At 54.1% G+C, this 26,106-nt stretch carries 22 protein-coding genes, 1 pseudogene and 1 riboswitch; of the genes and pseudogenes, 17 read left to right on the top strand and 6 right to left on the bottom strand.

Annotated features, from left to right (window positions below; genetic code table 11):
- The first annotated feature begins 144 nt into the window (after window positions 1-144).
- The 3 genes from NSQ46_RS27020 to NSQ46_RS27010 all read left to right on the top strand — a co-directional run bounded on the left by NSQ46_RS27020 (window position 145) and on the right by NSQ46_RS27010 (window position 3,293).
- Window positions 145-1,026, top strand: coding sequence for a sugar ABC transporter permease (locus tag NSQ46_RS27020; RefSeq protein WP_007130433.1), 882 nt, complete (start codon window positions 145-147; stop codon window positions 1,024-1,026).
- On the top strand, window positions 1,026-1,862 hold the full coding sequence (locus NSQ46_RS27015) for a carbohydrate ABC transporter permease (RefSeq protein WP_007130432.1): 837 nt from the start codon (window positions 1,026-1,028) through the stop codon (window positions 1,860-1,862). Before NSQ46_RS27020 ends, NSQ46_RS27015 begins: the two co-directional genes overlap by 1 nt.
- A 138-nt stretch (window positions 1,863-2,000) precedes the next feature.
- Window positions 2,001-3,293, top strand: a complete 1,293-nt coding sequence (locus NSQ46_RS27010) for an ABC transporter substrate-binding protein (RefSeq protein WP_007130431.1) — start codon at window positions 2,001-2,003, stop codon at window positions 3,291-3,293.
- 174 nt (window positions 3,294-3,467) lie between these two features.
- Here NSQ46_RS27010 and NSQ46_RS27005 read toward each other — a convergent pair whose 3' ends face one another.
- Window positions 3,468-3,680: a hypothetical protein gene (locus NSQ46_RS27005; RefSeq protein WP_007130430.1), complete on the bottom strand. Its 213-nt coding sequence runs from the start codon at window positions 3,678-3,680 to the stop codon at window positions 3,468-3,470.
- Window positions 3,681-3,870: 190 nt separating this feature from the next.
- On the opposite strand from NSQ46_RS27005, the gene NSQ46_RS27000 reads away from it, so the two are divergent.
- The 3 genes from NSQ46_RS27000 to NSQ46_RS26990 all read left to right on the top strand — a co-directional run bounded on the left by NSQ46_RS27000 (window position 3,871) and on the right by NSQ46_RS26990 (window position 8,995).
- Window positions 3,871-6,972 carry a DEAD/DEAH box helicase gene (locus tag NSQ46_RS27000; RefSeq protein WP_007130429.1) on the top strand — a complete coding sequence of 1,034 codons (3,102 nt, stop codon included), beginning with the start codon at window positions 3,871-3,873 and terminating at the stop codon, window positions 6,970-6,972.
- Between the two features lie 217 nt (window positions 6,973-7,189).
- Window positions 7,190-7,915 carry a hypothetical protein gene (locus NSQ46_RS26995; protein ID WP_342575378.1) on the top strand — a complete coding sequence of 242 codons (726 nt, stop codon included), beginning with the start codon at window positions 7,190-7,192 and terminating at the stop codon, window positions 7,913-7,915.
- A 180-nt stretch (window positions 7,916-8,095) separates the two neighbouring features.
- Complete coding sequence (locus NSQ46_RS26990) at window positions 8,096-8,995, top strand: M15 family metallopeptidase (protein WP_340897568.1); 900 nt, start codon at window positions 8,096-8,098, stop codon at window positions 8,993-8,995.
- A 444-nt stretch (window positions 8,996-9,439) separates the two neighbouring features.
- On the opposite strand, the gene NSQ46_RS26985 is transcribed toward NSQ46_RS26990, so the two are convergent.
- Window positions 9,440-9,808 carry a hypothetical protein gene (locus tag NSQ46_RS26985; RefSeq protein WP_007130426.1) on the bottom strand — a complete coding sequence of 123 codons (369 nt, stop codon included), beginning with the start codon at window positions 9,806-9,808 and terminating at the stop codon, window positions 9,440-9,442.
- A gap of 373 nt (window positions 9,809-10,181) precedes the next feature.
- Between NSQ46_RS26985 and NSQ46_RS26980 the strand changes: the two genes are divergently transcribed.
- The 6 genes and pseudogenes from NSQ46_RS26980 (at window position 10,182) to NSQ46_RS26955 (ending at window position 16,415) form a co-directional block, all read left to right on the top strand.
- A complete protein-coding gene (locus NSQ46_RS26980) occupies window positions 10,182-10,985 on the top strand; it encodes a zinc ribbon domain-containing protein (protein ID WP_342575374.1) in 804 nt (267 codons plus the stop codon).
- A 106-nt stretch (window positions 10,986-11,091) separates the two neighbouring features.
- Window positions 11,092-11,871, top strand: a pseudogene (locus tag NSQ46_RS26975) (helix-turn-helix domain-containing protein); the annotation flags it as partial.
- 479 nt (window positions 11,872-12,350) lie between these two features.
- A complete protein-coding gene (locus NSQ46_RS26970) occupies window positions 12,351-12,656 on the top strand; it encodes a hypothetical protein (RefSeq protein ID WP_007130423.1) in 306 nt (101 codons plus the stop codon).
- Between the two features lie 140 nt (window positions 12,657-12,796).
- Window positions 12,797-13,897, top strand: coding sequence for a metallophosphoesterase (locus tag NSQ46_RS26965; RefSeq protein ID WP_342575372.1), 1,101 nt, complete (start codon window positions 12,797-12,799; stop codon window positions 13,895-13,897).
- Window positions 13,898-14,192: 295 nt separating this feature from the next.
- Window positions 14,193-14,293: riboswitch (purine riboswitch) on the top strand.
- 150 nt (window positions 14,294-14,443) lie between these two features.
- Window positions 14,444-15,013: a xanthine phosphoribosyltransferase gene (locus NSQ46_RS26960; RefSeq protein ID WP_007130421.1), complete on the top strand. Its 570-nt coding sequence runs from the start codon at window positions 14,444-14,446 to the stop codon at window positions 15,011-15,013.
- A 43-nt stretch (window positions 15,014-15,056) separates the two neighbouring features.
- Window positions 15,057-16,415 (top strand): nucleobase:cation symporter-2 family protein, encoded by a 1,359-nt coding sequence (locus NSQ46_RS26955; protein WP_341341446.1) that lies wholly within the window; start codon window positions 15,057-15,059, stop codon window positions 16,413-16,415.
- A 140-nt stretch (window positions 16,416-16,555) separates the two neighbouring features.
- Here NSQ46_RS26955 and NSQ46_RS26950 read toward each other — a convergent pair whose 3' ends face one another.
- The 4 genes from NSQ46_RS26950 to NSQ46_RS26935 all read right to left on the bottom strand — a co-directional run bounded on the left by NSQ46_RS26950 (window position 16,556) and on the right by NSQ46_RS26935 (window position 20,526).
- Window positions 16,556-16,894 (bottom strand): hypothetical protein, encoded by a 339-nt coding sequence (locus NSQ46_RS26950; RefSeq protein ID WP_007130419.1) that lies wholly within the window; start codon window positions 16,892-16,894, stop codon window positions 16,556-16,558.
- Between the two features lie 105 nt (window positions 16,895-16,999).
- On the bottom strand, window positions 17,000-18,955 hold the full coding sequence (locus tag NSQ46_RS26945; protein ID WP_007130418.1) for a hypothetical protein: 1,956 nt from the start codon (window positions 18,953-18,955) through the stop codon (window positions 17,000-17,002).
- A 165-nt stretch (window positions 18,956-19,120) separates the two neighbouring features.
- Window positions 19,121-19,396: a transposase gene (locus NSQ46_RS26940; RefSeq protein WP_144869925.1), complete on the bottom strand. Its 276-nt coding sequence runs from the start codon at window positions 19,394-19,396 to the stop codon at window positions 19,121-19,123.
- Window positions 19,397-19,488: 92 nt separating this feature from the next.
- A complete protein-coding gene (locus tag NSQ46_RS26935; protein ID WP_007130416.1) occupies window positions 19,489-20,526 on the bottom strand; it encodes a serine hydrolase in 1,038 nt (345 codons plus the stop codon).
- Window positions 20,527-20,864: 338 nt separating this feature from the next.
- On the opposite strand from NSQ46_RS26935, the gene NSQ46_RS26930 reads away from it, so the two are divergent.
- The 5 genes from NSQ46_RS26930 to NSQ46_RS26910 all read left to right on the top strand — a co-directional run bounded on the left by NSQ46_RS26930 (window position 20,865) and on the right by NSQ46_RS26910 (window position 26,104).
- Window positions 20,865-21,053: a hypothetical protein gene (locus NSQ46_RS26930; RefSeq protein ID WP_007130415.1), complete on the top strand. Its 189-nt coding sequence runs from the start codon at window positions 20,865-20,867 to the stop codon at window positions 21,051-21,053.
- A gap of 298 nt (window positions 21,054-21,351) precedes the next feature.
- Window positions 21,352-22,101: a type I methionyl aminopeptidase gene (map, locus tag NSQ46_RS26925; protein WP_144869929.1), complete on the top strand. Its 750-nt coding sequence runs from the start codon at window positions 21,352-21,354 to the stop codon at window positions 22,099-22,101.
- 402 nt (window positions 22,102-22,503) lie between these two features.
- Window positions 22,504-23,553 (top strand): cytochrome c oxidase subunit II, encoded by a 1,050-nt coding sequence (coxB, locus tag NSQ46_RS26920; protein WP_144869931.1) that lies wholly within the window; start codon window positions 22,504-22,506, stop codon window positions 23,551-23,553.
- Window positions 23,554-23,636: 83 nt separating this feature from the next.
- Window positions 23,637-25,484, top strand: coding sequence for a cytochrome c oxidase subunit I (gene ctaD / locus NSQ46_RS26915; protein ID WP_050954040.1), 1,848 nt, complete (start codon window positions 23,637-23,639; stop codon window positions 25,482-25,484).
- The gene (locus tag NSQ46_RS26910; RefSeq protein ID WP_028407358.1) at window positions 25,481-26,104 is read left to right on the top strand and encodes a cytochrome (ubi)quinol oxidase subunit III; all 624 of its coding nucleotides are present in this window, start codon (window positions 25,481-25,483) and stop codon (window positions 26,102-26,104) included. Before ctaD ends, NSQ46_RS26910 begins: the two co-directional genes overlap by 4 nt.
- Window positions 26,105-26,106 lie beyond the last annotated feature (2 nt).

Here is a 26,106-nt window from a genome sequence, read left to right as displayed (position 1 = left end):
CCTCAGATAGGATCAATCGTACAAAAGGGTATGGTCAATATTTTACACCTAACGGTTCATGATTCTCCGTGTTCAATGATAACAGGTTACCTCATAATGGCTATACATCATACAACATCTTATCGCAAAGGGGAGATCACAGGGATGAATCGAAAAAAATCATCGGCGCTGCTCCAGCAGTTTCTGTTCGTGGGACCCTCCACTATTTTTTTCATCCTGATCATGATCATTCCATTCCTTCTAGGACTGTATTATTCCTTCACCAACTGGAATGGCGTATCGAATAAAATCGATTGGGTCGGCTTTGATAACTTCGTAACGATATTTACCAATGACGATAAATTCCGCAGCTCATTCTGGTTCACCACAAGGTTCACGGTGCTGGGTGTCATTCTTACGAATCTTCTCGGCTTCGTGCTGGCCTATTTTCTGACCAAGCCTCTCAAGACGAGGAACGTGCTGCGAACGATCTTCTTCATGCCGAACGTGATCGGCGGCCTGCTTCTGGGCTTCATCTGGCAATTCATCTTCGTAAAAGGCTTCGCGGCGATCGGCAACGCGACGAATCTCGGATTCTTCAATCTGCCTTGGCTCGGGACGAAGGGGACGGCATTCTGGGCGATCGTCATCGTCTTCGTATGGCAGACGGCCGGTTATCTGATGGTCATCTATATTTCGTCGCTCAATAACGTGCCAAAGGATATTCTGGAGGCGGCCGAAATCGACGGCGCAAGCAGGGGACAAGTTCTTCGGTCCATCATTATACCGCTCGTGATGCCTGCCGTCACTGTATGCCTGTTCCTGGCGATCTCATGGTCGTTCAAGATGTTTGACCTGAACCTGTCGCTCACCAAGGGCGGGCCGTTCGGCTCCACGGAGTCGGTGGCCATGAACATCTATAACGAAGCGTATACGAATAACCGTCTGGGCCTCGGCACAGCGAAGGCGGTCATCTTCTTCATCGTCGTCGCCATCATCACAAGCCTGCAGGTTCGGTTCACGAAGAGCAAGGAGGTCGAGGCTTAATGGAGACCGTTAGAAAATACAAGCTGAATACGCTGGCTACCGAGCTCATCATGATCATCGTTGCTCTGCTCTTCCTGGTACCGTTCTATTTCCTGTTCGTCAATTCGGTCAAAACCTTCGGCGAGCTGCTGACCGATTCGGCGGGGCTGCCGACAACGTTTGAATGGAGCAACTATTCGCGGGCATGGGATATTACGAACTTTCCGTCGGCGCTCTGGAACTCCCTGGTCGTCACGGTTGCCAGCAACCTGCTGCTGGCGATGCTGAGCGCCATGACGGCGTATCAGATGGTGCGGCGCAATACGCGCTTTAACCGGCTTATGTTCGCCCTGTTCGTTGCAGCCATGGTCATTCCGTTCCAGTCCATCATGATTCCGCTGGTGAAGGTAACCGCAACGATGGGCATCAATAACAGCCTGTACGGCCTGATCATCTGTTATCTCGGGTTTGGTGTTCCGCTCAGCGTATTTCTGTTCCATGGATTTACGAAGTCGATTCCGCTGGAGATCGAGGAAGCGGCAACGGTGGACGGAGCGAGCGGCTACGGCGTATTCTTCCGGGTCGTATTTCCGCTCATGAAGCCGATGTTCGTGACCGTGATCATTCTGAACACGCTGTGGATCTGGAATGACTATCTGCTGCCGTCGCTGATCCTGCAATCCGCCGAGCTGCGGACGATACCGATTGCGACCTTCGCCTTCTTCGGGCAATATACCAAGCAGTGGGATCTGGCGCTGCCGGCGCTGGTGCTCGGCATTCTGCCGATCATCATTTTCTTCCTGGCGATGCAGAAATACATTATTGAAGGAATTACCCACGGGGCGGTCAAGGGATAAACCGGTAAAGCGGTCAATTTCATCCACCCGAGAGATCAATATCGTACCTGATGAATCGAAAAAAGGTTAATTATACTGAAGAAGCAAAACGCCATTCATAGCAACTGATACACCTATACAAAAGGGAGGATTCATAACATGAAGAAACAAGGTAAGCTTCTGCTGGTCATGATCCTGGCGTTCTCCACCTTGCTTGCAGCATGCGGCGGCGGCTCGAAAGAGAGCGGCCAGGGAGCCGAAGGCGGCGCTGAGGGCGGAACGAAGACCATTAAGATTTTCCAATTCAAGGTTGAAATTGCGGAGGCGCTGAACCAGCTGAAGGCGGAATATGAGAAGGAGCATCCCGGCATCAAGCTGGACATTCAGACGGTCGGGGGCGGCTCTGACTACGGCGCGGCATTGAAGGCAAAGTTTGCATCAGGCGATGAGCCGGACATCTTCAACGTAGGCGGGTACCGTGACCTGGAAACCTGGTTCGAGAATATCGAAGATCTGTCCGACCAGCCATGGGTGGACGATGTGCTGGACGTAGCGAAGGAACCTATGACGAAAGACGGCAAGCTGTATGGGCAGCCGTTCGGCATTGAGGGCTACGGCTTCATTTACAACAAGGACCTGTTCAAGCAAGCGGGCATCACCGAGCTGCCGAAGACGCTGACCGAGCTTGAGGCAGCTGCGCAGAAGCTCCAAGCGGCAGGCATTACGCCATTTGCCAACGGCTATCAGGAAACGTGGATTTTGGCCAACCACCTGCTGAATATCCCGTTTGCCCATCAAGAGAATCCGGATGCTTTTGTCAAAGGCCTGAACGAAGGAACGGAGAAGATTGCGGGCAATGCGAAATTCGACGAATGGATCCGCCTGCTTGACCTGACGGTAAAGTATGGCCAGAAGAACCCGCTGACGACCGACTACAACACCGAGATCACGATGTTTGCCAGCGGGGAAGCCGCCATGACACAGAACGGCAACTGGACCCAGGTGCAGATTGACGGAATCAATCCGGAGCTGAACATCGGCTTCCTGCCGATGCCGATCAACGACAATGCCGAGGAGAACGACAAGCTTCCGGTCGGCGTGCCGAACAACTGGGTAGTCAACAACAAATCCCAGGTAAAGCCTGAAGCGAAGGAATTCCTGAACTGGCTTGTCACCTCGGAAACCGGCAAACGGTACATCACGGACGAATTTAAGTTCATCCCGGCCTTCAAGAGCATTGAAACCAAGAGCGAAACACTGGGCGATCTCGGCAACGATATCGTGAAATACAGCAAGGAAGGCAAGACGCTCAGCTGGGAGTTCAATAAATTCCCGGATGGCGGCATGAACGAATTCGGCAGCCAAATGCAAGGCTATGTTGCCGGCAATGTGAATAAAGACCAATTGTTCGAGGGCATCCAGAAATCCTGGGAGAGCCTGAAGGCGAAATAAACGAATAGAAGCGAGAAGAGGCCGCTCCGATTAGTCGGAGCGGCCTCTTCTGCGTGTATGGGGCAGCTATGGGAATGCAGGCGCGCAGGAATAGAGTGATGTCCTCGCATCATTGCGATCGCCAAATGATCCCGGAGTGTTCGCTGGATATGCCGCGACGACGGCTGACAAGCTCTAAGCCCTTCGGATCAGCAGATAGATGATGAGTCCGACAATCGGAAAGAACAGCAGACCGAGGACGACAAGCAGCGCGAATTCAGGGCTTCTGCCAAGACGGCGTGCATCGCGGTATCCCCATATACAAATCAAGATGTGAATAATAAAAAATAAAATACCTATTAATATAACGCCCAGCCCAATAATGCTTCCGGCAAATAAGATGTCCACACGAGCTCCTCCTGACAAATGTAGGTTTATTTATTCAATACGCATGAAGGACCGGCTAGGTGGCAACATTTAGGGGAGCGGCATCCTTTATTTGCCCGAAAATTCTTTTGGTTACCGTTTTGAAATTATGCGGCGATCGTATAAGATAGTAATAATATCTATAAAAAGCAGGAAAAGACGGGAGACAACGATGAATCAACCGCTTTATGGCGTATGGTTAGGTGACGCATTCTTTTGTTTTTCCGGAGAGGTATCCGAGCCCAAGGTAGATGCATGGAGCCGCGTTGTCCGTGCCGTACGGATGCAGGATGGAAGCCGTCCCTTCGCAAATGCAACCCTCCGGCTGGCCGAGCTCAGATATCCGTCCCCGACCTATGGGGCGAGAAGCACGCGTCGTCCGGAGCGGAAGATGGTTGGCGGCCGGACGATGGAAGGACTGGCGCTGACGCCGGGGGATGCGTTCCAAATGCTGCTCGAGCTTACGCCGGCAAACTATGAAGCACAGGGCCTCGCAGCCGGAGAAGAGATGGAATTTTGGATACAAGCAAGCCGCTTTGCGCTGCAGCTGCTGCTTCAAGGCAAGCTTGCGCCCGGAACAGCCGAAGTGCCGGCGGTCGGAAGACGGCGCACCACGATGCAGAGCATCCGTGCGGTATGGAAGCCGCAGCTCTCCGGGGAGGACTCGGAGCGATTCATGCACCTGGCGGCCAATATTCCGCCGGTCTGCATCGGCGTGCCGGCAGCTCTGGCCGGGCATGACCCGTCAACCCGGGAAGAAGCGGGCGCGATCGTGCTGTACTCGTTCTTGTGCGGCATTCTGAACAGCGAGGCCCGGGAGGCGGTGCGGGAAACCCAGGATAAGCTGCGGCCCCATCTGGCGAATTATCGCCGCGGGCATTCTCCCTTAGCCGAGCTGTGGTGGAACAGTCTGCTGACGGTGAACCGTGAGCTCCCGGTTCAAGGAACAGCCGAAGAGATCGGGGAGCTGACATCGGCGGTGGAGGCGGCGGGAGGAACGTCGGTTCCGTATGCCGCGGGCGAGGATGCGCCCCCTGAGAGCGGAACGGTCGGGCTCGGACTTCGGCTTGAGCCTCCGCTTACGGACAACCGGCAGGATTGGCAAATCTCGTTTTGGGCACGGGGCTTGGAGGATGAGGGCTTGCTGCTCCCCGCAGGCAGCATCTGGGGAATGGCGGAGCCGGATCCGCTGATCCGGGGACGGATCTATTCCTCCGTGAAGCAGCAGCTGCTGCTAAGGCTTGGCGAAGCCGCGGAGCTTGCGCCGGAGCTGGCGGAGGGCTTACGCGGACCGGCACCCGATGGGGCGACGATTCCGCTCAGCGCCTTGTCTTCCTTTATGAAGGATTCGGTTCCGAGACTGGCCCGAAGAGGCGTGACGGTCCAAATGCCGTCAAGGTGGAGCAAGGAAGGCCGCAGACGGGTCGGGCTGTCCCTAAAGATGATGTCCGACGCGAGATCGCCGGGCGGGATGCATCCGCTCCCTGTGATGGGGATGGAGCATCTGGTTCGCTTTGAAATTTCCGCGGCCATGGGAGGCCAGCGTCTCACCCGGGATGAGCTGAAATCGCTGGCGGAGCAGAATTTGCCGTACGTCCAATTCCGCGGTGAATGGGTTGAGGTCGACTTGAAGGAGATCAACCAGGTGCTCCGTTTCATGAAGCGCCACGAAAAGGGCGAGATGGAGCTCGCGGAATGGATGCATCTGACCGCCGAGATGGACGGGGAACGGCTGTGGAAGGGCCTCTTTATCGAGGAGGTGGAATCCGCAGGACTGCTGTCCTCCTTGCTCGAAGGCGAGTTCATCCGGAAGGTTCCTCCCCGGCCTGTCCCCTCGACGCTGCATGGGGAGCTGAGGCCGTATCAGGAGCGGGGGTATCAATGGCTCAGCATGATGCGCGACATGGGCTTTGGCGTATGCCTTGCGGATGATATGGGGCTTGGCAAGACGATTCAGGTCATTACTTGCCTGCTGGACCGGAGGGAATCGGACGGGGAGACCGGGCCGGTCTTGATCATATGCCCGACGTCTTTGCTTGGGAACTGGCAGCGGGAGCTCCAGCGGTTCGCCCCGGAGCTGTCGCTTCATGTTCATCATGGTGTCCGGCGGCTTCGGGGCGAAGAGTTCACGCAGAAGACCAAGGAGTACGACGTCGTGCTGACCACGTACCATCTGGCCGGGCGTGACGGAGGAGATCTGTCCGGCATCAGATGGTCCAGCGTTGTACTGGACGAGGCCCAGTATATTAAGAATTACCGTACCAAGCAGGCGCAGAGCGTCATGAAGCTGTCGGCCCCCCACCGGATTGCCATGACCGGTACACCGGTGGAGAACCGACTGGCAGAGCTGTGGTCCATCTTCCATTTTCTCAATCCCGGGTATTTGGGCTCCTTCCATGCCTTCCGTCAGCGGTATGCAGCCGGCGAAGGGCAGCAGGAGAGGTACCGGGAGCTTCACCGGCTCGTATCGCCGTTCATGCTGCGCAGGCTGAAGAGCGATCCGGACATCCGCAAGGATCTGCCGGAGAAGCTGGAGGTGAAGTCCTACTGCACGCTGACGGAGGTGCAGGGAGCTATGTATCAGGCCGTCGTGGATGAGATGATGGGACAGATCGAAACCCAGACGGGCATGGCTCGCAAGGGGCTGGTGCTGTCCTCGCTGACCAAGCTGAAGCAAATATGCGATCATCCTCAGCTGCTGCGGCAGGAGGAGGGACGAGCGGTGCGCGCGGAAGCCTCCGGGAAGATGGAGCGGATGCTCGAGATTCTCGACCAGATTGCAGATATGGGGGAATCGGCGCTCATCTTCACCCAGTATGTCGGCATGGGCGAGCTGCTTGTGAACGTGCTCGGACGCAAGTATGGGAAGAAGCCTCATTTTCTCCATGGCGGCGTCCCGAAGCGCGAAAGGGACGAGATGGTCCGGGCCTTCCAGAACGGCGAAGGCACGGAATTCTTCGTGCTGTCGCTGAAGGCCGGCGGCGTGGGGCTGAATTTGACCCGCGCGAATCATGTGCTCCACTACGACCGCTGGTGGAACCCGGCGGTGGAGAATCAGGCAACGGACCGGGTGTTCCGGATTGGACAGCACCGCAATGTGCAGGTGCATAAGCTGATCTGCCAGGGGACGCTGGAGGAACGGATTGACGAGCTGATCGAACAGAAAAAGGCGTTGTCCGAGCAGGTCGTCGGCTCCGGCGAGACATGGCTGACGGAAATGTCCGACGGCGAGCTCCGCCGACTGATCGAGCTTCAAGGACAGGATTGGATGTAAACGGGCATCCCGTTCGATTATGAATGAGGGTGCTATACGGATTTTCTCTTTTGATTGAGATGCTGTCCAGATTCTCTTTCGATCAGGACGCTAGCCAGATTCTTTCGTTCAGGATGCTTGCCCAGATTCTCTTCTGACCAGGCTGCTATATCGAGCGAAACAATTTTGAATGTTTGGATGACATAGAAGGATTTACGGCGAAGAGGAGGGTGCTGTTATGGAACCGACGAAGACTGGCGAGCCCCGGTTTGATTTGACTGCGGGGAGGCTTCAGGGCTGGACCGGTCCGGACGGGGAGCAAGGCGGGAGCTGCGGAATCAGCGTGACAATCGAGCCGCTTACTAGCGATGCCCGCAATACGATAATCGCCTACCTTACGGATCATCCGCTGGAGCTGTACTCGCTCCTCGCAGGCCGTGAAGCCCCGTGGCTGGCGGGCTTTGTTCCTTCGCCCCTGCCGGGCGAAGGGGAGGGCGTGCCTTGCACATGCGGGCGCGAAGCCTGCGGTCAAGCCGCGGCCGTGCTGGACGCCGCACGGCAGAAGCTTGCGGCGGAGCCGCTCCAGCTGCTGGCGCTGCTGGGGCTGCCGCGGGAGGCGCTGCTGGCCGGCGTCTTCGACGCCTGGGCCAAGGCCGTACCGCCGCGGCCCGGCGGCGCCGCCGGGGACGCGGCCACCCGCGTGAAGGAGAAGGGGCCGTCCGGCCCTTCTCCCGGCGAATGGGTGGCCGAGGCTGCGGCCGAAGGCCGGCTGCACCGGCCAGGGCCGCAGCTGGGCGAGCTGGCGGTGCCGCTGTCCCCGCCGCCGCCATGGGAGCTTGGGCCCGCCGGCGATTGGGCGGGCCTGCTGCCGGGGGTAAGCGGCGTTACCCAGGCGCTCGGCCTCATTGCCCGTGCGGCTTCGGAGCGGGCCGAGCAGAAGCGCCGCCGCATAGAGCAGCCATAGCTGTAGCCGCACCTCTCGAAAGGAGCGGCCAGGCGCATGGCTGCTTTTTTCACGCCTAATGGCCGTAAAGCGCGGCCTCGGCACCGCAAATTCGGAGAAATGACGGCATAGCGCGTCATTCTTCGACATGACAGCGTTTGTCCTGTACCGCTTGGATAAGGTACAATGAGGACAATGAAGATGGGAAAGGACGAGGCAGCGATGAATGCATTTTATGGAAAAAGGATACGCTGGACAAGCCTGATGCTGTCATCTCTGCTGGTAGCGGGGAGCATTTTGGCCGGATGCCAATCGAATGACGCGGGTTCAGGCAAAGAGCAGGGACAGGAGCTTCAATCGCCGGCCGAGGGCCAGGAAGGCACGACGCTTCCGGAAGGAACCGGGGAGGGCGCAAGCGCGGAGGCCGGGAACGAGCCGGCGGATCCCGTGATGGCCAAGCGGAGCGAGAATGCGCTCCAGGCAACCGTGCAGGAGGAGAACGGCAAGCAGGTCGTGACCAATCCGGATGCCGTCACCGTAGTGGTGAACAAGCAGCGCAGTCTCCCGGACGGCTACGAGCCGAATGATCTTGTGGAGCCGAACGTTCCGTTTTCCTTCGACGGTCCCCATGAGAAGCGGATGTTGAGACAAGAGGCAGCCAAGGCGCTTGAGGAATTGTTTGCAGCGGCCGAGGCGGACGGAATGGAGCTTCGCGCGGTTTCGGGTTACCGTTCATATGACCGCCAGAAGGTGATATATGAAAATAATGTCCGCACCAAGGGAGAAGCGGAGGCGAACCGGGTCAGCGCAGTGCCCGGCACGAGCGAGCACCAGACCGGCCTGACGATTGACGTGTCGAGTCCAAGCGCAGGCAATGCGCTGGAGGAAGCGTTCGGCCATACGGAGGAAGGCGAGTGGCTGGCCAGACGCGCGCCGGAATTCGGATTCATCATCCGGTACCCGGAAGGGGCGGAGGATATTACGGGATACGTGTACGAGCCTTGGCATATCCGCTATGTCGGGAAGGATCTGGCGCCGGACATTGCCAAGAGCGGCCTGACGCTGGAGGAGTATTTCGACGAAGCCAACCTGAAGCTGTAGCTGTCGTGTGAAATGGTCGGAGCCGGGGGAATACGCAATCCCTTCATTGCCATGACCGGACAAGGCTAAACCGTTGAACGAGCTTTCAGGCTTATTGGACGTCGGGAATGCTAAGCAATCGCAAAGAAACCCCGGAGCTGTGCTTCGGGGTTTCTTTGGATCAATCCTGCGAGCGGTTCCCGGCATGCAAGCCTCACGCCTGATTCAGGCTTCACGCCAGGTGCACAAGCTCCACGCATGATGCAGGATTTCCGCCTGATGCAAGCTTCCGACCTCATGCAGAATTTCCGCCTAATGCAAGCTTACGGCCTCCATGCAGGATTTCCTACTAATGCAAGCAGCGAGTGGCTTGTCATGCCTTTCAGCCGCTGAAATTGTGTAAGAAGAGCCGCCTACCAGGAATTTTTTTTCACATGGGTGCTGCTTTATGGCTTGTCATTTCGTTTATTTATTAAGCGGAGCATTCTCGTAGCCGGGATCGTCATAGCCTGTGTCATCCATTTTGCGGATAATGTTCATATCCTCGATCATGCGGCGCGTACGTTCATCCCCATGCTCATGGAGGAATGCGTACAGGTCGATTGTCCGCTCATCGAATTGCTCAATGGCTTCATCGTGATCAGCCGATTTATACGGTACAAAGGTCCGTTGGAACGCATAGCGGTCGGTGCTGCTGAAATCATTCATCAAGTCCTTCAGCCGGGTTAATTCGTCCTTGCTGAGCATGACGATGAATTCATTGGAATCTCCCGGGACATCCCGGATCAGGTTATGGTTGACGGAGACATAATAGGTTTTTTTATCGGTTGTCATGCGTTATCCCTCCAGTAATGGCAGCCGGCTTATCGCACGGCCGGTAAGCTTTCGATGCCAGATTGAACGCTGGCTTGAGGCAGGTGCTGGCTTTTTTCTATTCTTTACACAACCGGAATCGGGTTGAATCACTTGAAATGACAGGAAGACGGCGATTTTCACAAGAAGCAAGGAATTTGGTATGATAGAATCACCGTCACCGCCGTATACTGGATAGATGAGATGTCCGCCTTCCTGGCATGGCCCGATCGACGGCATGCGGGAACCGGAGGACCGGTTAGGGGTGAGCGTTCAATTCATTAATGATGTTAACTATGCGCTGCTTTAGGAAGCGCAGTTATGAGTCGGGTATAAGGAAGAGGAGGAAATAGGGATGAATATATTACAGAGGCTTAAGGACGGTGCGAACCGGGCAACGGAAAAAGCTCAGCACGTGGTAGAAGTCAATAAACTGAACAGCCAAATTGCGGAGATTGAGCAGCAGAAAAATTCGTACTACCTTCAAATGGGGAAAGTATTCTACGAAGGCTACCGCATGCAGGATATGTCCGTTGCCGAGCAGGAAATGGTAGAGCTGGCCAAGACCTGCGACGGTCTTCAGGAGAAGATTGAAGAGATCCGCAACCGGATTGCGGTGCTGAAAAATGAGCGGGTCTGCCAATGCGGACGCGTGGTGGCGCTCGATGCCAATTTCTGTCCGAATTGCGGCCGCAAGCTGGCCAGCATCGCTCCGAAAGAGGAAGAACTCATTGAAAAAGCGGTGAAGGAGCCTGAGCTGAACAAGGTTAGATTCGATTTCGAGGATGAAGATGAGGCCGATGCTTATGCGGCAGCTGCCGATGAGCGAGACCATGAGCCATTCACATATCGCCAAGATCCGGAGCCGTTTAGCCCTGTCGATGAGGAGCTTCTTGAGCCGGAGGTGGATCCTGAGCAGCTTCGTCTTGAGCAGGAGGAACAGGAGAAGGAGCGCCGCCACTGGGAAGAGCTCGAGCGTGAACGGGAAAGACAGCTGGAGCTGGACCGGCGCATTCGTTTCTGGCAGGAAAACAATCAGAACCAGGATTACGTGTCCGGAGAAGAGACGGTGCGGGATACGGTAAAATGCCAAATTTGCAGCGTCGACCTGCCGAAGGGCTCGAAATGGTGCCCGCGCTGCGGAGCGGAGCAAATCTAATTGAATTGTAAGGGAATCGGACGACCATGGCCTTAAGCGCAAGTTCAACAACAATCGTGTGTATGATAGAGCAAGCGTTCGAGCATCTTTGGGGGGACTAGAAATTATGGAACAATTGCTGCATCATCTGCGCAATTTAGGATTTACCGAGATCGAATCGAAAATTATGGTGGACCTTGCCGAGCATGGACCCGCCGGAGGCTACGAGGTGGCGAAGCGCCTCGGGGCCTCCAGGTCCAATGTGTATGCGGCCATGCAGCGGCTGGAACGGCAGGGAGCGCTCGAGCGCATGAACGGAGAACCCGTCCGATACCGGTCGCTGAAGCCGGAGGAATTGACGCGCATGATCTCGGGACGCGTGGAGGCTTCCCTTGCCTATGTGGAGAAAAGCCTGCCGCGCAGCAGCGGTACGGCTGCCCCGTTCCTCAGCATGGAAGGAGATCAAGCCGTGCTAGATGCTCTCGTTCGGGAGCTGGGACGGGCAGAGCGCGAGATTGTGGTCGATGTCTGGCGGGAGGAGGCTGCGCTGCTTCGCGAGCCGCTGGCCGAAGCGGAGGCTAGAGGCGTGAAGGTGCTGTGGGCATGCGACGGCCCTGAGCAGAGCTTGTCGCGGACGCTTGCTTGGCCGGGCTGGAGGGGCCTCGAGGAACGAAAGCGGGGCGGCCGCAAATTCTCCTTCGTCGTGGACCGCGAGTGGTGCATGCTCGGGATGCGCGGCGGTGAATTCGAGACCGGTGCCGTAATTACGGAACACCCTGTGATGGCTGAGCTGCTGCTGCATCATTTCACCCAAGAGATGGTGCTGTTCCAGCTTGAGCAGGATATGGGAGACACGCTGGAGTCGCGGTACGGCCGGAATTTCGGGCTCATTCAAAGCGAGTACGTCACGCCGGAAGGCTATGCCGACCCGTACGGGGAAGAGGATGAACGTGCGATTGATCCTGATGCCTTAAGGGTAGCTTTACCCGAGACGGGAGCGTTTGAAGAAGCGGCGACCGGCTTGGAAGCGGAAGCTGAATCCGGCGTTAACGCGGAGGCAGAGCAGGGGCCGTCATCTGAGCACGCATCCAAAGGGACAGATAGCTGATCGTGACATGCACGATCTGCCCGTATTAGATGCTGCGCCTGAAATCGCTAGTTCATCTATACTAGGCTTGCGCACACCAGCGCAATGGCATTGTATGAATCGGCAATGACATGAATCACAGCCCGATCCGTAATTTTATGATAAAATACAATCAAACTTTAACGAACGCCGGGAACTATCCTGGCGTTTATTTGCATAAGGGACTATACCCCCGCGATGCAGGATATCATGAGTAAGGGGCAGGATATTCAGACAACGAAGCGAGAGGAGTGGCTTGCATGGAATGCATCGTTCATTTTACAGTCGGGCACAAGGAAGGACCCAAGAAATTAAGGGGCCTGATCTTTGTTGATAAGGGGAAGCAGCCCACCGGACAGCAGCTTCTGGATATGTTTCACGATATGGAATACAACGTCGTTCCGGATGAGCGCGATGAGCTGCTGTTCAAGCCGGTGACTCCGGATGCAACGTACTCCTACATCCGGGTCAATGAATTGGATATGGGTCAGGAGCGTTATACCGAGGATCGCAACCTGAAATCGATCTTGAATGAGCTCATTCCGCGAAAGCATACGGGGTTGTAGCCTATAATTATGAACAAGCACCAATATAGCATACGATCTCAAGTATGAATGTATCATTACGGATGCTGTCTTCCTTACCGGCGAGTGCTGGGATTTGCTCATTAGCCTTGATATAATGAGTGTATGAAAAGGAGAGGGCGATGTATATTTTCATAGGAATCATAGCGTTGATCATTTACGGCTTGCTCGTCTATTATATCGGGCGAAGTGTATGGAGCTGGATGGGGCCTGGGAAATCAGCCCTGTTCAAGACACTGTACATTATCGTCCTGACGGTCGTATCGACCTCTTTTATATCAGGGCGTTTCCTCGGCAATCTTACGGTGCTGAACGTAATCGGTGCCTATTGGATGGCGGTCTTTTACGTGCTGATCCTCGTTCTCCCGTTGTTGCATTTAACGATGTGGGTGCTGCGCCGAACGAAGCTCCGCCGGGACGGCGCGGGGAAGAGGGCAGGTCTGCTCGTGTTGGTTCTCTTACTGCTGTTGATCGGGCTTGGTACGTTTAATGCCTATAGCCCGACGATACGGGCATACAGCGTGAATATTGCCAAGGATGCCGGAGCGATGGATGAGCTTAATATCGTCATGGCCTCCGATATGCATTTCGGACTGCTGTCGGGAAAAGGCCATGCGAAGCGGATGGTTGAGGAAATTAATGCGTTAAAGCCGGATCTGGTGCTGTTCCCGGGTGACATGATCGACGACGATCTGGATGCTTATCTTGGCCAAGGCATTGACGGAATCTTGTCAGGCATCCGTTCTACATACGGGGTATATGCTTCGCTTGGCAACCATGACCGCTTCGAAGGTGACATTAAAGAGCTGATTGAAGCACTGGAGCGCAGCGGGATGACCGTGCTGTATGATGAGGCGGCATCCGTCGAGGACTTGATGATTGCCGGGCGACGGGACAAGCAGGATACGGAGCGTGCCCCATTATCCGAGATCCTGAAGGAGGCCGACAAGACGCGGCCCATTCTTCTTCTGGATCATCAGCCGAATGCGCTGGATGAGGCCAAGGAGCAGGGCGTGGACCTGGTCGTATCGGGCCATACCCACCGCGGGCAGGTATTCCCGGCTCACCTGATTACCGGGGCGTTGTTTGAAAATGATTGGGGTTATTTGAAAAAAGGACAAATGCACTCCATCGTTTCCTCGGGCTATGGATTTTGGGGACCGCCGATCCGGCTCGGCTCCCGCTCCGAAATCGTGCAAATTCATGTCGCGTTTCAGCCATAATACAACGTGGGCCACCGGTTAACGGTGGCCTTTTGGTGCTTAAATGCTCAAGATTTGGCCGCTTAGCTCTTCGTTGAAGATTTCCGTAAATTTTCACTTTATTTTTTCATACTAATTGCGTTATACTTCATTCATTCGGAATTATCACATTACACGTAAGCATGAGATTGATTTTTTCTTACCATGCAGATTTTGCACAAATCGAACTCGACTTTCAATCAGCAATTATTAGAGCGAAACGGTTTGGTCGCCTATGACATTGTACCTGGGAGCGGCTGGAATCGAATTGTTGCAAAATGCTGAACATACGTGTTCTCGTATATGTGCAGGGATTGGCCTGCATGTTTCTACCCGATCACCGGAAATGATTGGACTACGGGATACAGCGGCAGCGACGGACAAGCTATGAGGGCCACGGCCCATCTTGCAGCTTTCGGCGTATTATTGCTGCTTATGCCCATTTGTTTCTTTTCCCGGCGATAACGGCGAAAGAAGGAGATGGGCTTTTCGTGCTTGGAATGTGTACAAAAATGAAGGGGGAGCATCATGCAATTACTGCAGAACAAAGTGAAAGAGGAAGGCATCGTACTTAGCGGACAGGTGCTGAAAGTGGATTCGTTCCTGAACCACCAGATGGATCCGGTACTCATGAAAGAGGTAGGCAAGGAATTTACGCGGCGGTTCAAGGATGAGAACGTCACCCGTGTATTGACCATTGAATCCTCGGGCATCGCGCCGGGCATCATGACCGCCCTCGAGATGGACGTGCCGATGATCTTTGCACGGAAGCAGAAGTCGCTGACGCTCCGTGAGGATATCTTCGTGGAGAAAGTCTATTCCTTCACCAAGCAAGAGACGAATGAAATTACCGTTTCAAAGAAATTCATCAAGCCGGGCGACCGCGTCCTGATCGTCGATGACTTTCTGGCCAACGGCGAGGCTGCATTCGGCTTGGCCCGAATCGTTGAGCAGGCCGGCGCCGAGGTTGTCGGCATCGGCATCGTGATCGAAAAAGCGTTCCAGCCGGGCGGACGGCTGCTCGCGGAAGCAGGCTACCGGGTGGAATCGCTCGTACGCATTGCATCGCTTGAAGACGGAACAGTAACTTTTGCATAGGTAACAGGCCATACAACAATCAATTAGGAGGAATTCAAGAGCCATGGAAGAACAGAAACAAGCGGTGCTGGAGCCGATCTTTGATAAACGCCGGAATCCGGGCAAGACCTTTTCACTTGGTTTGCAGCATGTGCTTGCCATGTACGCGGGAGCCATTATTGTACCGCTGATCGTGGGGAACGCGCTTGGGTTGACGACGGAGCAGCTGACCTACCTCATTGCGATCGATTTGCTTGCTTGCGGTGTGGCGACATTGCTTCAGGTATTTGGCAATAAGTATTTCGGCATCGGGCTTCCGGTTATGCTCGGATGCGCGTTTCAAGCCGTTGGTCCCATGATCATCATCGGCCAGCAGCATGGCTTGTCCGCTATATATGGAGCGATCATCGCCTCAGGCTTGTTCGTCATTCTTTTCTCAGGTCTGTTCGGCAAGCTGATCAAGGTGTTCCCGCCGGTCGTAACGGGCTCTGTCGTTACGATTATCGGCCTGACGCTGATTCCGGTAGCCCTTAATGATCTGGGCGGCGGTCAAGGCAGCGAGGATTTCGGCAGTGCCTTGAATATCTCGCTCGGCTTTGGCGTCCTTGCTTTCATTATCATTATGAATCGCTTTGCCAAAGGCTTCTTGCGTTCGATCTCCGTTCTGCTCGGCCTTATCCTCGGAACGATCGCTGCAGCGCTGTTCGGAGGGCTTGATCTGACCCCGCTGCGTGAAGCGGGCTGGTTCCGTGCACCGCAGCCGTTCTATTTCGGTACTCCGGAATTTAAGCTGATGCCGGTTCTGACGATGATTCTGGTTGCGATTGTCAGCGTGGCGGAATCCACGGGCGTATTTATGGCTCTCGGTAAAATCGTGGACCGCGATATCAAATCCAAGGACCTGGCCCGGGGCTATCGCGCGGAAGGTCTTGCGATTGTGGTCGGCGGTATTTTTAACTCGTTCCCGTACACGACGTATTCCCAGAACGTCGGCCTGATTCAAATGAGCCGCGTGAAGACGCGCGACGTCATTGTCGTTGCGGGCGGCCTGCTCGTGCTGATCGGTTTCGTGCCGAAAATTGCGGCATTGACCCAGCTTGTACCGACATCCGTTCTCGGCGGAGCTATGGTTGCCTTGTTCGGGATGGTCGTCTCCTCTGGCATTCGCATGCTGGGCGACCAGGTGGATTTGAACCGTCATGAGAATCTGTTCATTATCGCCTGCTCTGTCGGCATGGGGCTTGGGGTAACAACGGTGCCGGGGCTGTTCGAGAGCCTGCCGGAAAACTTCCGCATTCTTGCCGATAATGGCATCGTCGTCGGCAGCGTGACGGCGATCGTGCTCAATCTGATCTTTAACGGGTTGAAATATACGAAGCCTGCTATGAAGCAGGGCGATGCAGCCGAAGGGCACGCCGCATAAAGGATGCAGCTCCTAAGCTAAGGCTGGCTGCGCCGGTTTAGTAGATATCCATGGAATTCTTCCTTATATAAATGATGACGCAAAACGGCCGCAAGCCCTGTTCACAGGGCTTGCGGCCGTTTTCATAGAGCGGGGATTGCTCAAATCCGCTGCATCTGCTTTTCGGCGATGGCTCCAATCCAGGGAAGCTTGTACCATTTTCCCTGAATGGCGTTGGCCATCAGCACGAGCCACAGCACCACGCCGACCAGCGCCAGCAGAGCCGAAGCGAGCAGCCCGATAATCGGAACTGCGCCTGACAGCAGATGTGCAATCGCCAGAACCGCAAAGGTCATTAAGGACTGCAGCGCATGGAAGATTACGTAGCGGCTTCTTTTCTCTAACGCCAGAAACAGAATTCCTCCGACCATGGGGAACAGGTAGCAGAGCGTTGCAGCCAGATTCTCGGGAAGTCCTGTGGACGATTTGAAAGGGGACAATGTCATCAACTCCTTGTCTTGAGCACCGTTCATTTCGGCAGGTCAAGCTGTATACCTTACCTTATGAACGGTTTGGACAAAGTATGATGCTTATTGTCCCCGATCCTATTTCATTTTCAGGCTGAGCAAATAGTGCACCAGCGCATCCTGCTGCTCCTTCGTAAAGCCTGTGCCGTCATCCACCCAAAATTCATGGCCTTGCCCCGTGACATGGGTGTCCCTGAGCCGGGAATCCTTCCGGTTGGCATCGATGACCTGCTGTCTAAGCCGCCGGTCGATCATCGCCTTCAAGCTGTTGTAAGGGTCCGGCTCGATTCCCTTCATAAGGGTTTCGGAAAGCCCTGCCTGCGACAGCTCGGGGCCGACGGCCACACCGCCGTCATGGAGATACGGTGCTGACCACCGCAGACCCATCAGTCCTTTCACCTTATAGCCGCCTCTTCCGTTATGCCCAAATCCAAGCGCAATCTGCTTCGGATCGATGTGCTCCATCGGCACTTTGACCACCTTGGCGTCAGGGGGGATGGGCACGGGCGTGTCCGGCGCGTAGAACAGCGCTTCTCCGAAGTCCTTTTTCGTCCGTTGAAAGGCCTTCGCTCTGGACGGCTCGGTGCCGACCTCATTAACCGGCAGGATGCGATTGTTCGTAAAATAATCGCCTGCATGGCACGTAATGCACTGTGCTTTTTTGAATACTTCAGCCCCGAGGCTTATCGTCTTGGCGTCTGCACCTTTCTTAGTTGTCTCCGGAGGCCGGATCGTATTCTGGTAAGCGGACATGGCAGTGACCTGTTCACCTGCCCTGTAGCCGGGCGAGCTGATATATAGACCATTCGGAGCAATCGGCGATACCTTCGGGAAGTTCGGCATTTTAATGACCTCATTAACGCCGGGCGTTCCGGGATTCGGGTCCTGCTTGTTGAAAAATTCGGTCGGTGTAAGCCCGCTGTTGGGGTCATAGCGGAACTTCCGGCTTGGGGCATTTTGCAAGATGGTACCGACGTAAAGTTCCTTATCGATACCGAGTAGAACCTCGCTCACCTCGGTCTGGCTGAGCGTATCCGTATTCTGGGCGTGGACGTTGTTGCCGAAGGTGCTTAACCCGCTGAACCCGCCGGCCATGGCAAAGCCGCTCCAGCTGAACGGGTGGCCGCCTTTAGTGAACATGTCGGGAATCTGGGTAACGTTGCTGATCATATCCACCGTTGTATCGAAGCTTCCCGGCACCCATTTGACCAGATTATCGTCAACGGCCTTCTCGAGCATATCCGGGTCGGGCAAAGGTTCTGCCTTTCCTTTGGAGTTGATCACCGTCCGGTTCTGGTCTTTCACATAATCCACAAGCTTGGCTACATCGGTATGCGTGAAATAGGCTGAGCTGTTAGGAGCCAGCGCGAGCAGCAGTCCCAGGTTCAGATCGGAATTCGGAGCACCCTCCACAATTTTACCGGTATCCCGGTTGACCGTAGCATGGCATGCCATGCAGCTGACGCCGAGCTTGGTCCTGCCCTCGACGTACCGGAAGGTGACTCCGATCGGGGCATGGGCTCCTTTGGGTACGTCGAAGCCGGTGGCGATTTTATCTCCTTTGCGGAACGTTTTTCCCCCGACCGTAATGTCTTCATCCAGTTCAACCTGAAGATTGTCCGTTCCCTTTCCTTTCAAGTCGGCGACGGCCTTGAGAATGCCTTTCAGCTTCATCGGGCCGTCAATGATGCCCACGATATCCGTTAAGAACACTTCATTGCCGAACGACTCCTTGTAAAGCGTGCGCCTGCCGAGCGCAAGTAAATCCTCTGTGATCTCGACGGCTCCGTTACCAGGCTTGAGACGGGGATCGGGATCCTGCAGAGCGGTTCCCGGAACGGTCAGCGTCTTGCCCCAGATATCATACTGGCGTATCGCGTTACGCTGAAGAAGAACTTGAAGAGCTTGAGTATTTTCGAGCTTGCTTTTGGGCGGAATATAGGCATATTCAAGCCCTCTGATATCGACGGCGAGCCATATTCCGCAGATGACAGCCAGTGGGATGAGAAGCCTAAGCCATCTGGATGTTGTCATATTCTTATTCACCCTTTGCATGAGAGCAGTACGAATGTGCTTCTGCTCACGGAAGAACAGTTACCGCGGATCCGGATGTCTGTTCATTGAAGTATATCGCATCGCAGTTTCGTTTGTTCGCCGCTGAATCGGCCGCATCTTTTGTTTCATTTAAAATAAACCGTGTCAGTCGATTTCTACGTGGCGGAACGGGGAATCGATATTGACCTGCTTGTCCGGCCCTTTCTCTTTCGGAACGAGACGTTCATCGGTTCGTCCCTGGTGATGGTTCTCGAAATCGTATTCGGACAGCTTCCATTCCGTAGAGCCTTTTTGCGGATCGAAAGGAAAGGTCTCTCCGCGCTTTAAATATTCCTCCCGGCCCCATTCGTTGGTATAGATGCCGTCTACTTCAACTTCATCCCTTGAAATCGGTGGCAGATCTTTGTCCTTGCCGGCCATGTTGCATGCTCCTCTCAGCTTGAAATTTAGTAATGATTCATATCGCATAAAGTAACCAGAACCGGGGAGGACTATCCGTATCATTCGAGATTTCAGGATAACGAGTTGAATTTGGACTGCAAGAGCCCGATAAGGTGCCGTTCCAGAAGAATTCTTGGATTTCGCCAACGGCTTACCTTGCTGTCAGCCGTAAAAACGACCACAGCGTCGAGCTTGGGGAGCAAATAGATCTGCTGACCGCCATGGCCGTGGGCCAGCGCGAAGGGAGTTCCGCTTAGGGTGCCCGTCCACCACTGATATCCATAATCGCCGAAGGCGGGGTATCCCTCAGCCTGAGAAGTCAGAGCCTCGCTCAGCCAGCCTTCCGGGATCAGCTCATGACCTTCCCATCGTCCGCCGTTCAGGCAGCATAGCCCGAATTTGGCCATGTCCCTAGAAGTCAGGTACAAGCCGATGTGCCCCATGCTGTGGCTTTCCGGGCTCGGGGTCCAGGCTGCGTGATCGATGCCAAGCGGCTCGAACAGATTCGCTCTGCCATAGGCATACGCATCTTTGCCGCAGGCCTCGGTCAGGGCAACGGAGAGCAGATGCGAGTCCGTGCTGCGGTATTGAAACACGCCCATGTGCTCCTCCATGATCGGGAGCGAAAGCGCGAAGGAGGTCCAGCTGCGGCTGCGATGAAAGCGGTGAATGAGCGGCTCCCCGAGCTTTTTGCCCGTCTGCCAGGCGAAGCCGGAGGTCATCGTCAGCAGATGGCGAAGCGTCACTTTACCGAGGAGGGGATGCGCCCGACTTGGGATATACCTGCTGAGCACATCCGTAACCGGTGTATCCAGATCCGGGAGCTCGGATCGGGAAACGGCAATGCCAATCAGGATTGACGTGAAGCTCTTGGTTGCGGACCTGAGATCGTTCAATGACTGGGCCGTATGCCCGCCGTAGTATCGCTCATACAACAGTTTGCCGGCATGAACGAACAGGAAGCTCCGCATTTTCGGATACTGATTCCGGATTAGGCTGTCCACCTTGTCCAGCGGATCGCGGGCAAGCCCGAGCTCCTCCGGTTCGGCAGCTGGAAACGGCGAGCTGGCAATGACGGGAGCGCGCATGATCGGCTTAGGCTTCATCATGTCCTTCCAGACCTCCTTCATGTACAAGAAATAGGGATGGTTGTATGTATCTTAACCAAATTTACGCATGAGGGAGCTGTACATAAAATATGGGCAAAAAAACATTTTTTTGGGAAAGATGAAACAAACAGAAGAATATGATACAATATATTAATGATTCAGATGCATGCTGCTAGGGTATGTATAGTGTCAGGTGTACTTGGTTAGTTGCTGAATATCAACCTATGGTCACCGTAAGAACTGCAATATGGCTTCATCTTTAATTAATGGGGTAGATCTTTTCGGCATTCTCTTTAAACGGAGTTTTTTAATTCCACACGTTTTAGGAGGGATCCATCATGGCAACGAAAGGTCACAATGAGGTTAAGGAAAGTCTGCGGGAAATGACACGAATTTTCCGGCCTAAAGATCCGAAAAAATTTGTAAAGGAGTATGTCCGGAAATACCATATTATGGGAGGTTATGAAGAAGAGCTCACCCTCGTCGTCGAGCATGAGCTTGGGAAGATGAATTCCTCCGTATCCTGACCGTTAGCGCACCTGAACGATAGAAATATCGCTATTAGCATGTTTCACCTTGTTACTACGTATATGGTTAAACCGTTTTCGGGTATTACCCGAAGGCGGTTTTTTTGCTTATTGGGGCTTAAGTCGTCCTCCGTAAAGGCTGTGCACAGCTGGCTCTTTTATAAGACGGGAACGGGCCTTCAGAGAATATCCATCCAAGATAGGCATTCGAGGCTTTTCATCCCTGCGGTTAATTATCGCTTTGTCCCGGACATATATTGATAGCAGTTGGCGAAGCCATATAAGGGAGTGGGCGGATGTGAGAATACAGCTGAAGAGCGCCGAAGAGATCGGATATATGCGGGAAGCCGGCCGCATACTTGCGGCATGCCACCGGGAGATTGCAAAGCACATCAAGCCGGGCGTGAGCACGTTGGAGATTGATGGGCGTGTAGAGGACTTTCTAAAGAAAAAGGGGGCGACTCCCGAACAGAAGGGGTATAAAGGATTTCCTTATGCCACATGTGCTTCGGTTAACGAGGTGGTGTGTCATGGGTTTCCGGATGACCGGCCGCTGCGGGAGGGAGACGTCGTGACGATCGATATGGTCGTGAACAAGAATGGCTGGCTGGCGGACTCGGGCTGGACTTATGCGGTTGGCCAAGTCAATCCTGCTGTCATGAAGCTGATGAAGCGAACGCATGAAGCCCTATTCAAGGGAATTGAGCAGGCAAGACCCGGGGCCGCCATGGGGAATATCGGGCATGCGATCCAAGAGGTTGCGCAGAGGGAAGGCTACGGGATCGTGATGTCTTTGGTCGGGCACGGGATCGGAAGGCAGCTTCATGAACCGCCGGATGTCCCCAGCTATGGCACACCGGGCAGAGGATTAAAGCTGAAGGCGGGGATGGTCATTACAATCGAGCCGGTGTTTACGTTAGGGTCCTCCGGTGCGGTATTCTGGGGGGACGACGGCTGGACGATATCGAGCGCGGACGGGTCGATCGGCGTTCAGTATGAGCATACGATCGCCATCACGAAGGAAGGTCCGTTCGTTCTGACGGATTAAGATTCGGAAAAATATCGCATAATGATAGGAGGAACCTTGCAGGCCGGAGATGGCTTGCTTAAGGGACCTCCTTTTCGATGGTCGATTCAAAACGGAGAAATGACTGTATATAATGCATAGAACGTTGTCGTACAAGCTCCGGTGAAGATTGTCGAACCATAGGGCACGGGATGGGAAATAAGCCGTGAAAGCGATTGCAAATTCAGTAACGGCGGGACTTTGACGACTTTTCGAACAATTTGTGAACTCCCTGTGAATGATTGACAAAAGCAACCCGTGAACTTATATTTAATAAGTGATTGCTTTAATTGACAGGATTACTTCATCCGTGATTGTGCAGGTAGATTACCGCTGTTTGCGCCGGATGGTAGTCTACGAAAATCGGAAAAGTGGGGTAGATCAATGATGAAACGGTGGCAGGCTGTAAAGCGTCTTCTTCCCTTGTTGGCCATGTTTGCTTTGGTGTTATCCGGATGCGGCCGGGAGGATTTGTCGGTCCTTAGACCTCAAGGTCCGGTGGCGCAGGGTCAATTGGATTTAATTAAGCTGGCCATTTCGATTATGATCGTCGTAATGGTCGTTGTATTTGGCATCGCCGCGTACGTGCTTGTTAAATTCCGCAAGAAAAAGGGACAGGATAAGATTCCGGAGCAAGTCGAAGGGAACCACAAGCTTGAGATTATTTGGACGGCTATTCCGCTGCTCCTGGTGCTCGTGCTTGCAATTCCTACTATTCAAAAGGTGTTCGCTTACGGCGAAAACGACTGGAACAATCCGGATGCAGTGAAGGTAGAGGTTACTTCTCACCAATTCTGGTGGGAGTTTAATTATCCCGACTACGGTGTTAAGACGGCTCAAGAGCTTGTCATTCCTGTAGGTAAGAAAATTGCTTTCCAATTGAAAACGAACGATGTGCTTCACTCCTTCTGGGTGCCGTCGCTCGGCGGCAAGATGGATACGAACACAGAAGGCAGCGTCAACTACATGACCCTGATTGCCGACAAGGCGGATACATACATTGGTAAATGCGCAGAGTTGTGCGGGCCTTCCCATGGATTCATGGAATTCCGGGTGAAAGCGGTTGATGATGCGACATTTGACAATTGGGTAGCAGCATTTAAAGCACCTGCTGTGCTTCCAGAAGATCCGGCACTTGCCGAGAAGTTCAAGACCAACTGCCTTTCTTGCCATGCTGTGGGCGACCAAGGCGGATCGGTGGGTCCTAACTTGACCGGTATGGGATCACGTGAGACCGTAGCGAGTATCTTGCTGAACGATATAAGCGGCGAACCAGGCTCGAAGCCGACGAAGGACAACCTGGTGGAATGGCTGTCGGAGCCACAGGCTGTAAAACCTGGAAACACGATGCCTAATCCGAAGGATCTCGGCTTTACCGATCAAGAGATCGAGCAAATCGCCGATTACCTGGCCAATTATAAGTTGGATTATTAATACAGCAAGAACTTTAAAAGGGGGTACAAACCTTGGCTCATGCTCATGCTCATAGCCATAGCGTCAAGCGCTACTCGGGGTTAATGGATTGGCTTACAACCGTTGACCACAAGAAAATCGGAATATTATACCTGATAGCGGGCGGCTTGTTCTTTGGTATCGGCGGTATTGAAGCAATTCTGATCCGCCTGCAGCTGATCAAACCGATGAACGATTTGGTATCGGCTCAGGTATTTAACGAATTGATTACGATGCACGGAACGACGATGATCTTCCTCGGCGTCATGCCGGTCATCTTCGCTTTGATGAACGCGGTGGTTCCGCTTCAGATCGGCGCGCGGGACGTCGCGTTTCCGTTTTTGAACTCGCTTGGCTTTTGGACGTTTTTGTTCGGTGGACTATTGCTTAACCTTAGCTGGATTATGGGCGGCGCTCCGGATGCGGGCTGGACTTCCTATACGCCATTGTCCACAACTGAGTATTCCTCTACGCACGGCGTAGACTTCTATACCATCGGCTTGCAGATAGCAGGTCTTGGTACATTGATCGGCGGTATCAACTTCCTGGCTACCATCATCACGATGCGTGCTCCGGGAATGTCCTTCATGAGAATGCCTATGTTTACTTGGACTTCTTTCATTACATCGGCAATGATCCTGTTTGCATTCCCTGCGATTACCGTAGGTCTCGTATTGCTCAGCTTCGACCGGTTGCTGGGCGCGAACTTCTTTGACGTTGCGGCAGGCGGAAGCCCTGTATTGTGGCAGCATATTTTCTGGATTTTCGGTCACCCTGAAGTGTATATTCTGATTTTGCCGGCTTTCGGTATCATTTCCGAAGTCATTCCGACCTTCTCGCGTAAACGGTTGTTCGGATACAGCTCCATGGTGTTTGCGACCATCCTGATCGCCTTCCTGGGCTTCATGGTTTGGGCTCACCATATGTTTACGACAGGTCTTGGACCGGTAGCGAACGCATTGTTCGCCATTGCAACGATGCTGATAGCAGTACCTACGGGTATTAAGATCTTTAACTGGCTCTTCACCATGTGGGGCGGACAAATCCGCTTCACCAGCGCGAACTTGTTCGCGATCGGTTTCGTGCCGACGTTCGTTATGGGCGGCGTGACCGGGGTTATGCTGGCATCGGCTCCCGCCGACTTCCAGTTCCACGACACGTATTTCGTAGTCGCGCACTTCCACTATGTTATTGTAGGCGGCTTGGTATTCGGTCTGTTCTCCGGACTTCATTACTGGTGGCCTAAGATGTTCGGCCGGATGCTGAACGAACCGCTTGGCAAATGGACGTTCTGGACGTTCGCCATCGGTTTCCATCTGACGTTCTTTGTACAGCACTTCCTGGGCTTGCTCGGTATGCAACGCCGGATCGTGTCGTACCTGCCGAACCAAAACTTTGACACATTGAACTTTATTAGTACAATCGGCGCGATCTTGATGGGCGTCGGCGTATTGCTCTTCCTGGCTAACGTCGTCGTGACGGCGAGAAAACCTTCCGGTGTTGCGAACGATCCATGGGAAGACGGTCGTACCCTCGAGTGGAGTATTCCTTCTCCGCCGCCTGAGTACAACTTTAAGCAAATCCCGCTTGTTCGCGGTCTTGACGCTTTCTGGAAAGAGAAAATGGCAGGCAACAAGGAGATGACTCCGTCGGAGCCGCTCGGCCCGATCCACATGCCGTCGCCAAGCATTCTTCCGTTCGTCATGTCGCTTGGTTTGTTCATCGCGGGTCTTGGCTTCATGTTCAGCACAGAGGAATTCTCGAATTCGTTCATGAGCCTAATCTTTAACAAATACATCGTTATGATCGTCGGTCTTGTCATTACGTTCGCTGCAATGATTGCACGTTCCGTATTCGATGACCATGGTTATCACATCGAGACTGAAGAACTCGAAGGGGAGGGGAAAGCATGAGCGCACACGCTGAACATGTAAATGGAGAGCTTCCTCACGAGCCGGAGAAGGCAACGCTCGAGGGCCGCAATAAGGTCTTGGGCTTCTGGCTCTTCCTTGGCGGTGAAGCCGTGCTCTTCGGTACGCTGTTTGCAACATTTTTGGCCCTGCGCCATCAGAACAACGAGGGCCCGACAGCAGCCGAACTGTTCTCGCTGCCGATTACGGCAGCAGCGACTCTGATCTTGCTTGTCAGCTCCCTGACCAGTGTGTTTGCCATCCAGGCTATGCACCGGCATAATCTCGAGAAGCTGAAGCTTTGGCTGATCGTTACCGTTGTTCTTGGTCTCGGCTTCCTTGGACTTGAGATTTATGAATTCTATGAGTATGTCGCCCATGAATCGTTCGACATGAAGACGAGTGCATTCTCGTCCTCGTTCTACACATTAGTCGGATTCCACGGTGCCCACGTTGCATTCGGGGTTGTGTGGATCAGCCTGCTGATCGCTCAGCTGTTCAAAAAAGGGTTAACCGTCGTGACAGCACCTAAGGTTTACGTGTCTGCGATGTACTGGCACTTTATCGACGTTGTATGGGTGTTCATCTTCTCGGTCGTATACCTTCTTGGAAAGGTGGGCTAAGA

This window comes from Paenibacillus sp. FSL M8-0142, from assembly GCF_038597315.1.
In the GTDB taxonomy this organism is placed as follows: Bacteria; Bacillota; Bacilli; order Paenibacillales; family Paenibacillaceae; genus Paenibacillus_AQ; species Paenibacillus_AQ lactis.
This window is presented reverse-complemented; position numbering and strand designations above follow the sequence as displayed.

Coding starts and splice junctions, on each gene's coding strand:
- NSQ46_RS27020 (WP_007130433.1), top strand. CDS start 145: ATGAATCGAAAAAAATCATCGGCGCTGCTCCAGCAGTTTCTGTTCGTG.
- NSQ46_RS27015 (WP_007130432.1), top strand. CDS start 1,026: ATGGAGACCGTTAGAAAATACAAGCTGAATACGCTGGCTACCGAGCTC.
- NSQ46_RS27010 (WP_007130431.1), top strand. CDS start 2,001: ATGAAGAAACAAGGTAAGCTTCTGCTGGTCATGATCCTGGCGTTCTCC.
- NSQ46_RS27000 (WP_007130429.1), top strand. CDS start 3,871: ATGAATCAACCGCTTTATGGCGTATGGTTAGGTGACGCATTCTTTTGT.
- NSQ46_RS26995 (WP_342575378.1), top strand. CDS start 7,190: ATGGAACCGACGAAGACTGGCGAGCCCCGGTTTGATTTGACTGCGGGG.
- NSQ46_RS26990 (WP_340897568.1), top strand. CDS start 8,096: ATGGGAAAGGACGAGGCAGCGATGAATGCATTTTATGGAAAAAGGATA.
- NSQ46_RS26985 (WP_007130426.1), bottom strand. CDS start 9,808: ATGACAACCGATAAAAAAACCTATTATGTCTCCGTCAACCATAACCTG.
- NSQ46_RS26980 (WP_342575374.1), top strand. CDS start 10,182: ATGAATATATTACAGAGGCTTAAGGACGGTGCGAACCGGGCAACGGAA.
- NSQ46_RS26970 (WP_007130423.1), top strand. CDS start 12,351: ATGGAATGCATCGTTCATTTTACAGTCGGGCACAAGGAAGGACCCAAG.
- NSQ46_RS26965 (WP_342575372.1), top strand. CDS start 12,797: ATGTATATTTTCATAGGAATCATAGCGTTGATCATTTACGGCTTGCTC.
- NSQ46_RS26960 (WP_007130421.1), top strand. CDS start 14,444: ATGCAATTACTGCAGAACAAAGTGAAAGAGGAAGGCATCGTACTTAGC.
- NSQ46_RS26955 (WP_341341446.1), top strand. CDS start 15,057: ATGGAAGAACAGAAACAAGCGGTGCTGGAGCCGATCTTTGATAAACGC.
- NSQ46_RS26945 (WP_007130418.1), bottom strand. CDS start 18,955: ATGACAACATCCAGATGGCTTAGGCTTCTCATCCCACTGGCTGTCATC.
- NSQ46_RS26940 (WP_144869925.1), bottom strand. CDS start 19,396: ATGGCCGGCAAGGACAAAGATCTGCCACCGATTTCAAGGGATGAAGTT.
- NSQ46_RS26935 (WP_007130416.1), bottom strand. CDS start 20,526: ATGATGAAGCCTAAGCCGATCATGCGCGCTCCCGTCATTGCCAGCTCG.
- NSQ46_RS26930 (WP_007130415.1), top strand. CDS start 20,865: ATGGCAACGAAAGGTCACAATGAGGTTAAGGAAAGTCTGCGGGAAATG.
- coxB (WP_144869931.1), top strand. CDS start 22,504: ATGATGAAACGGTGGCAGGCTGTAAAGCGTCTTCTTCCCTTGTTGGCC.
- ctaD (WP_050954040.1), top strand. CDS start 23,637: ATGGATTGGCTTACAACCGTTGACCACAAGAAAATCGGAATATTATAC.
- NSQ46_RS26910 (WP_028407358.1), top strand. CDS start 25,481: ATGAGCGCACACGCTGAACATGTAAATGGAGAGCTTCCTCACGAGCCG.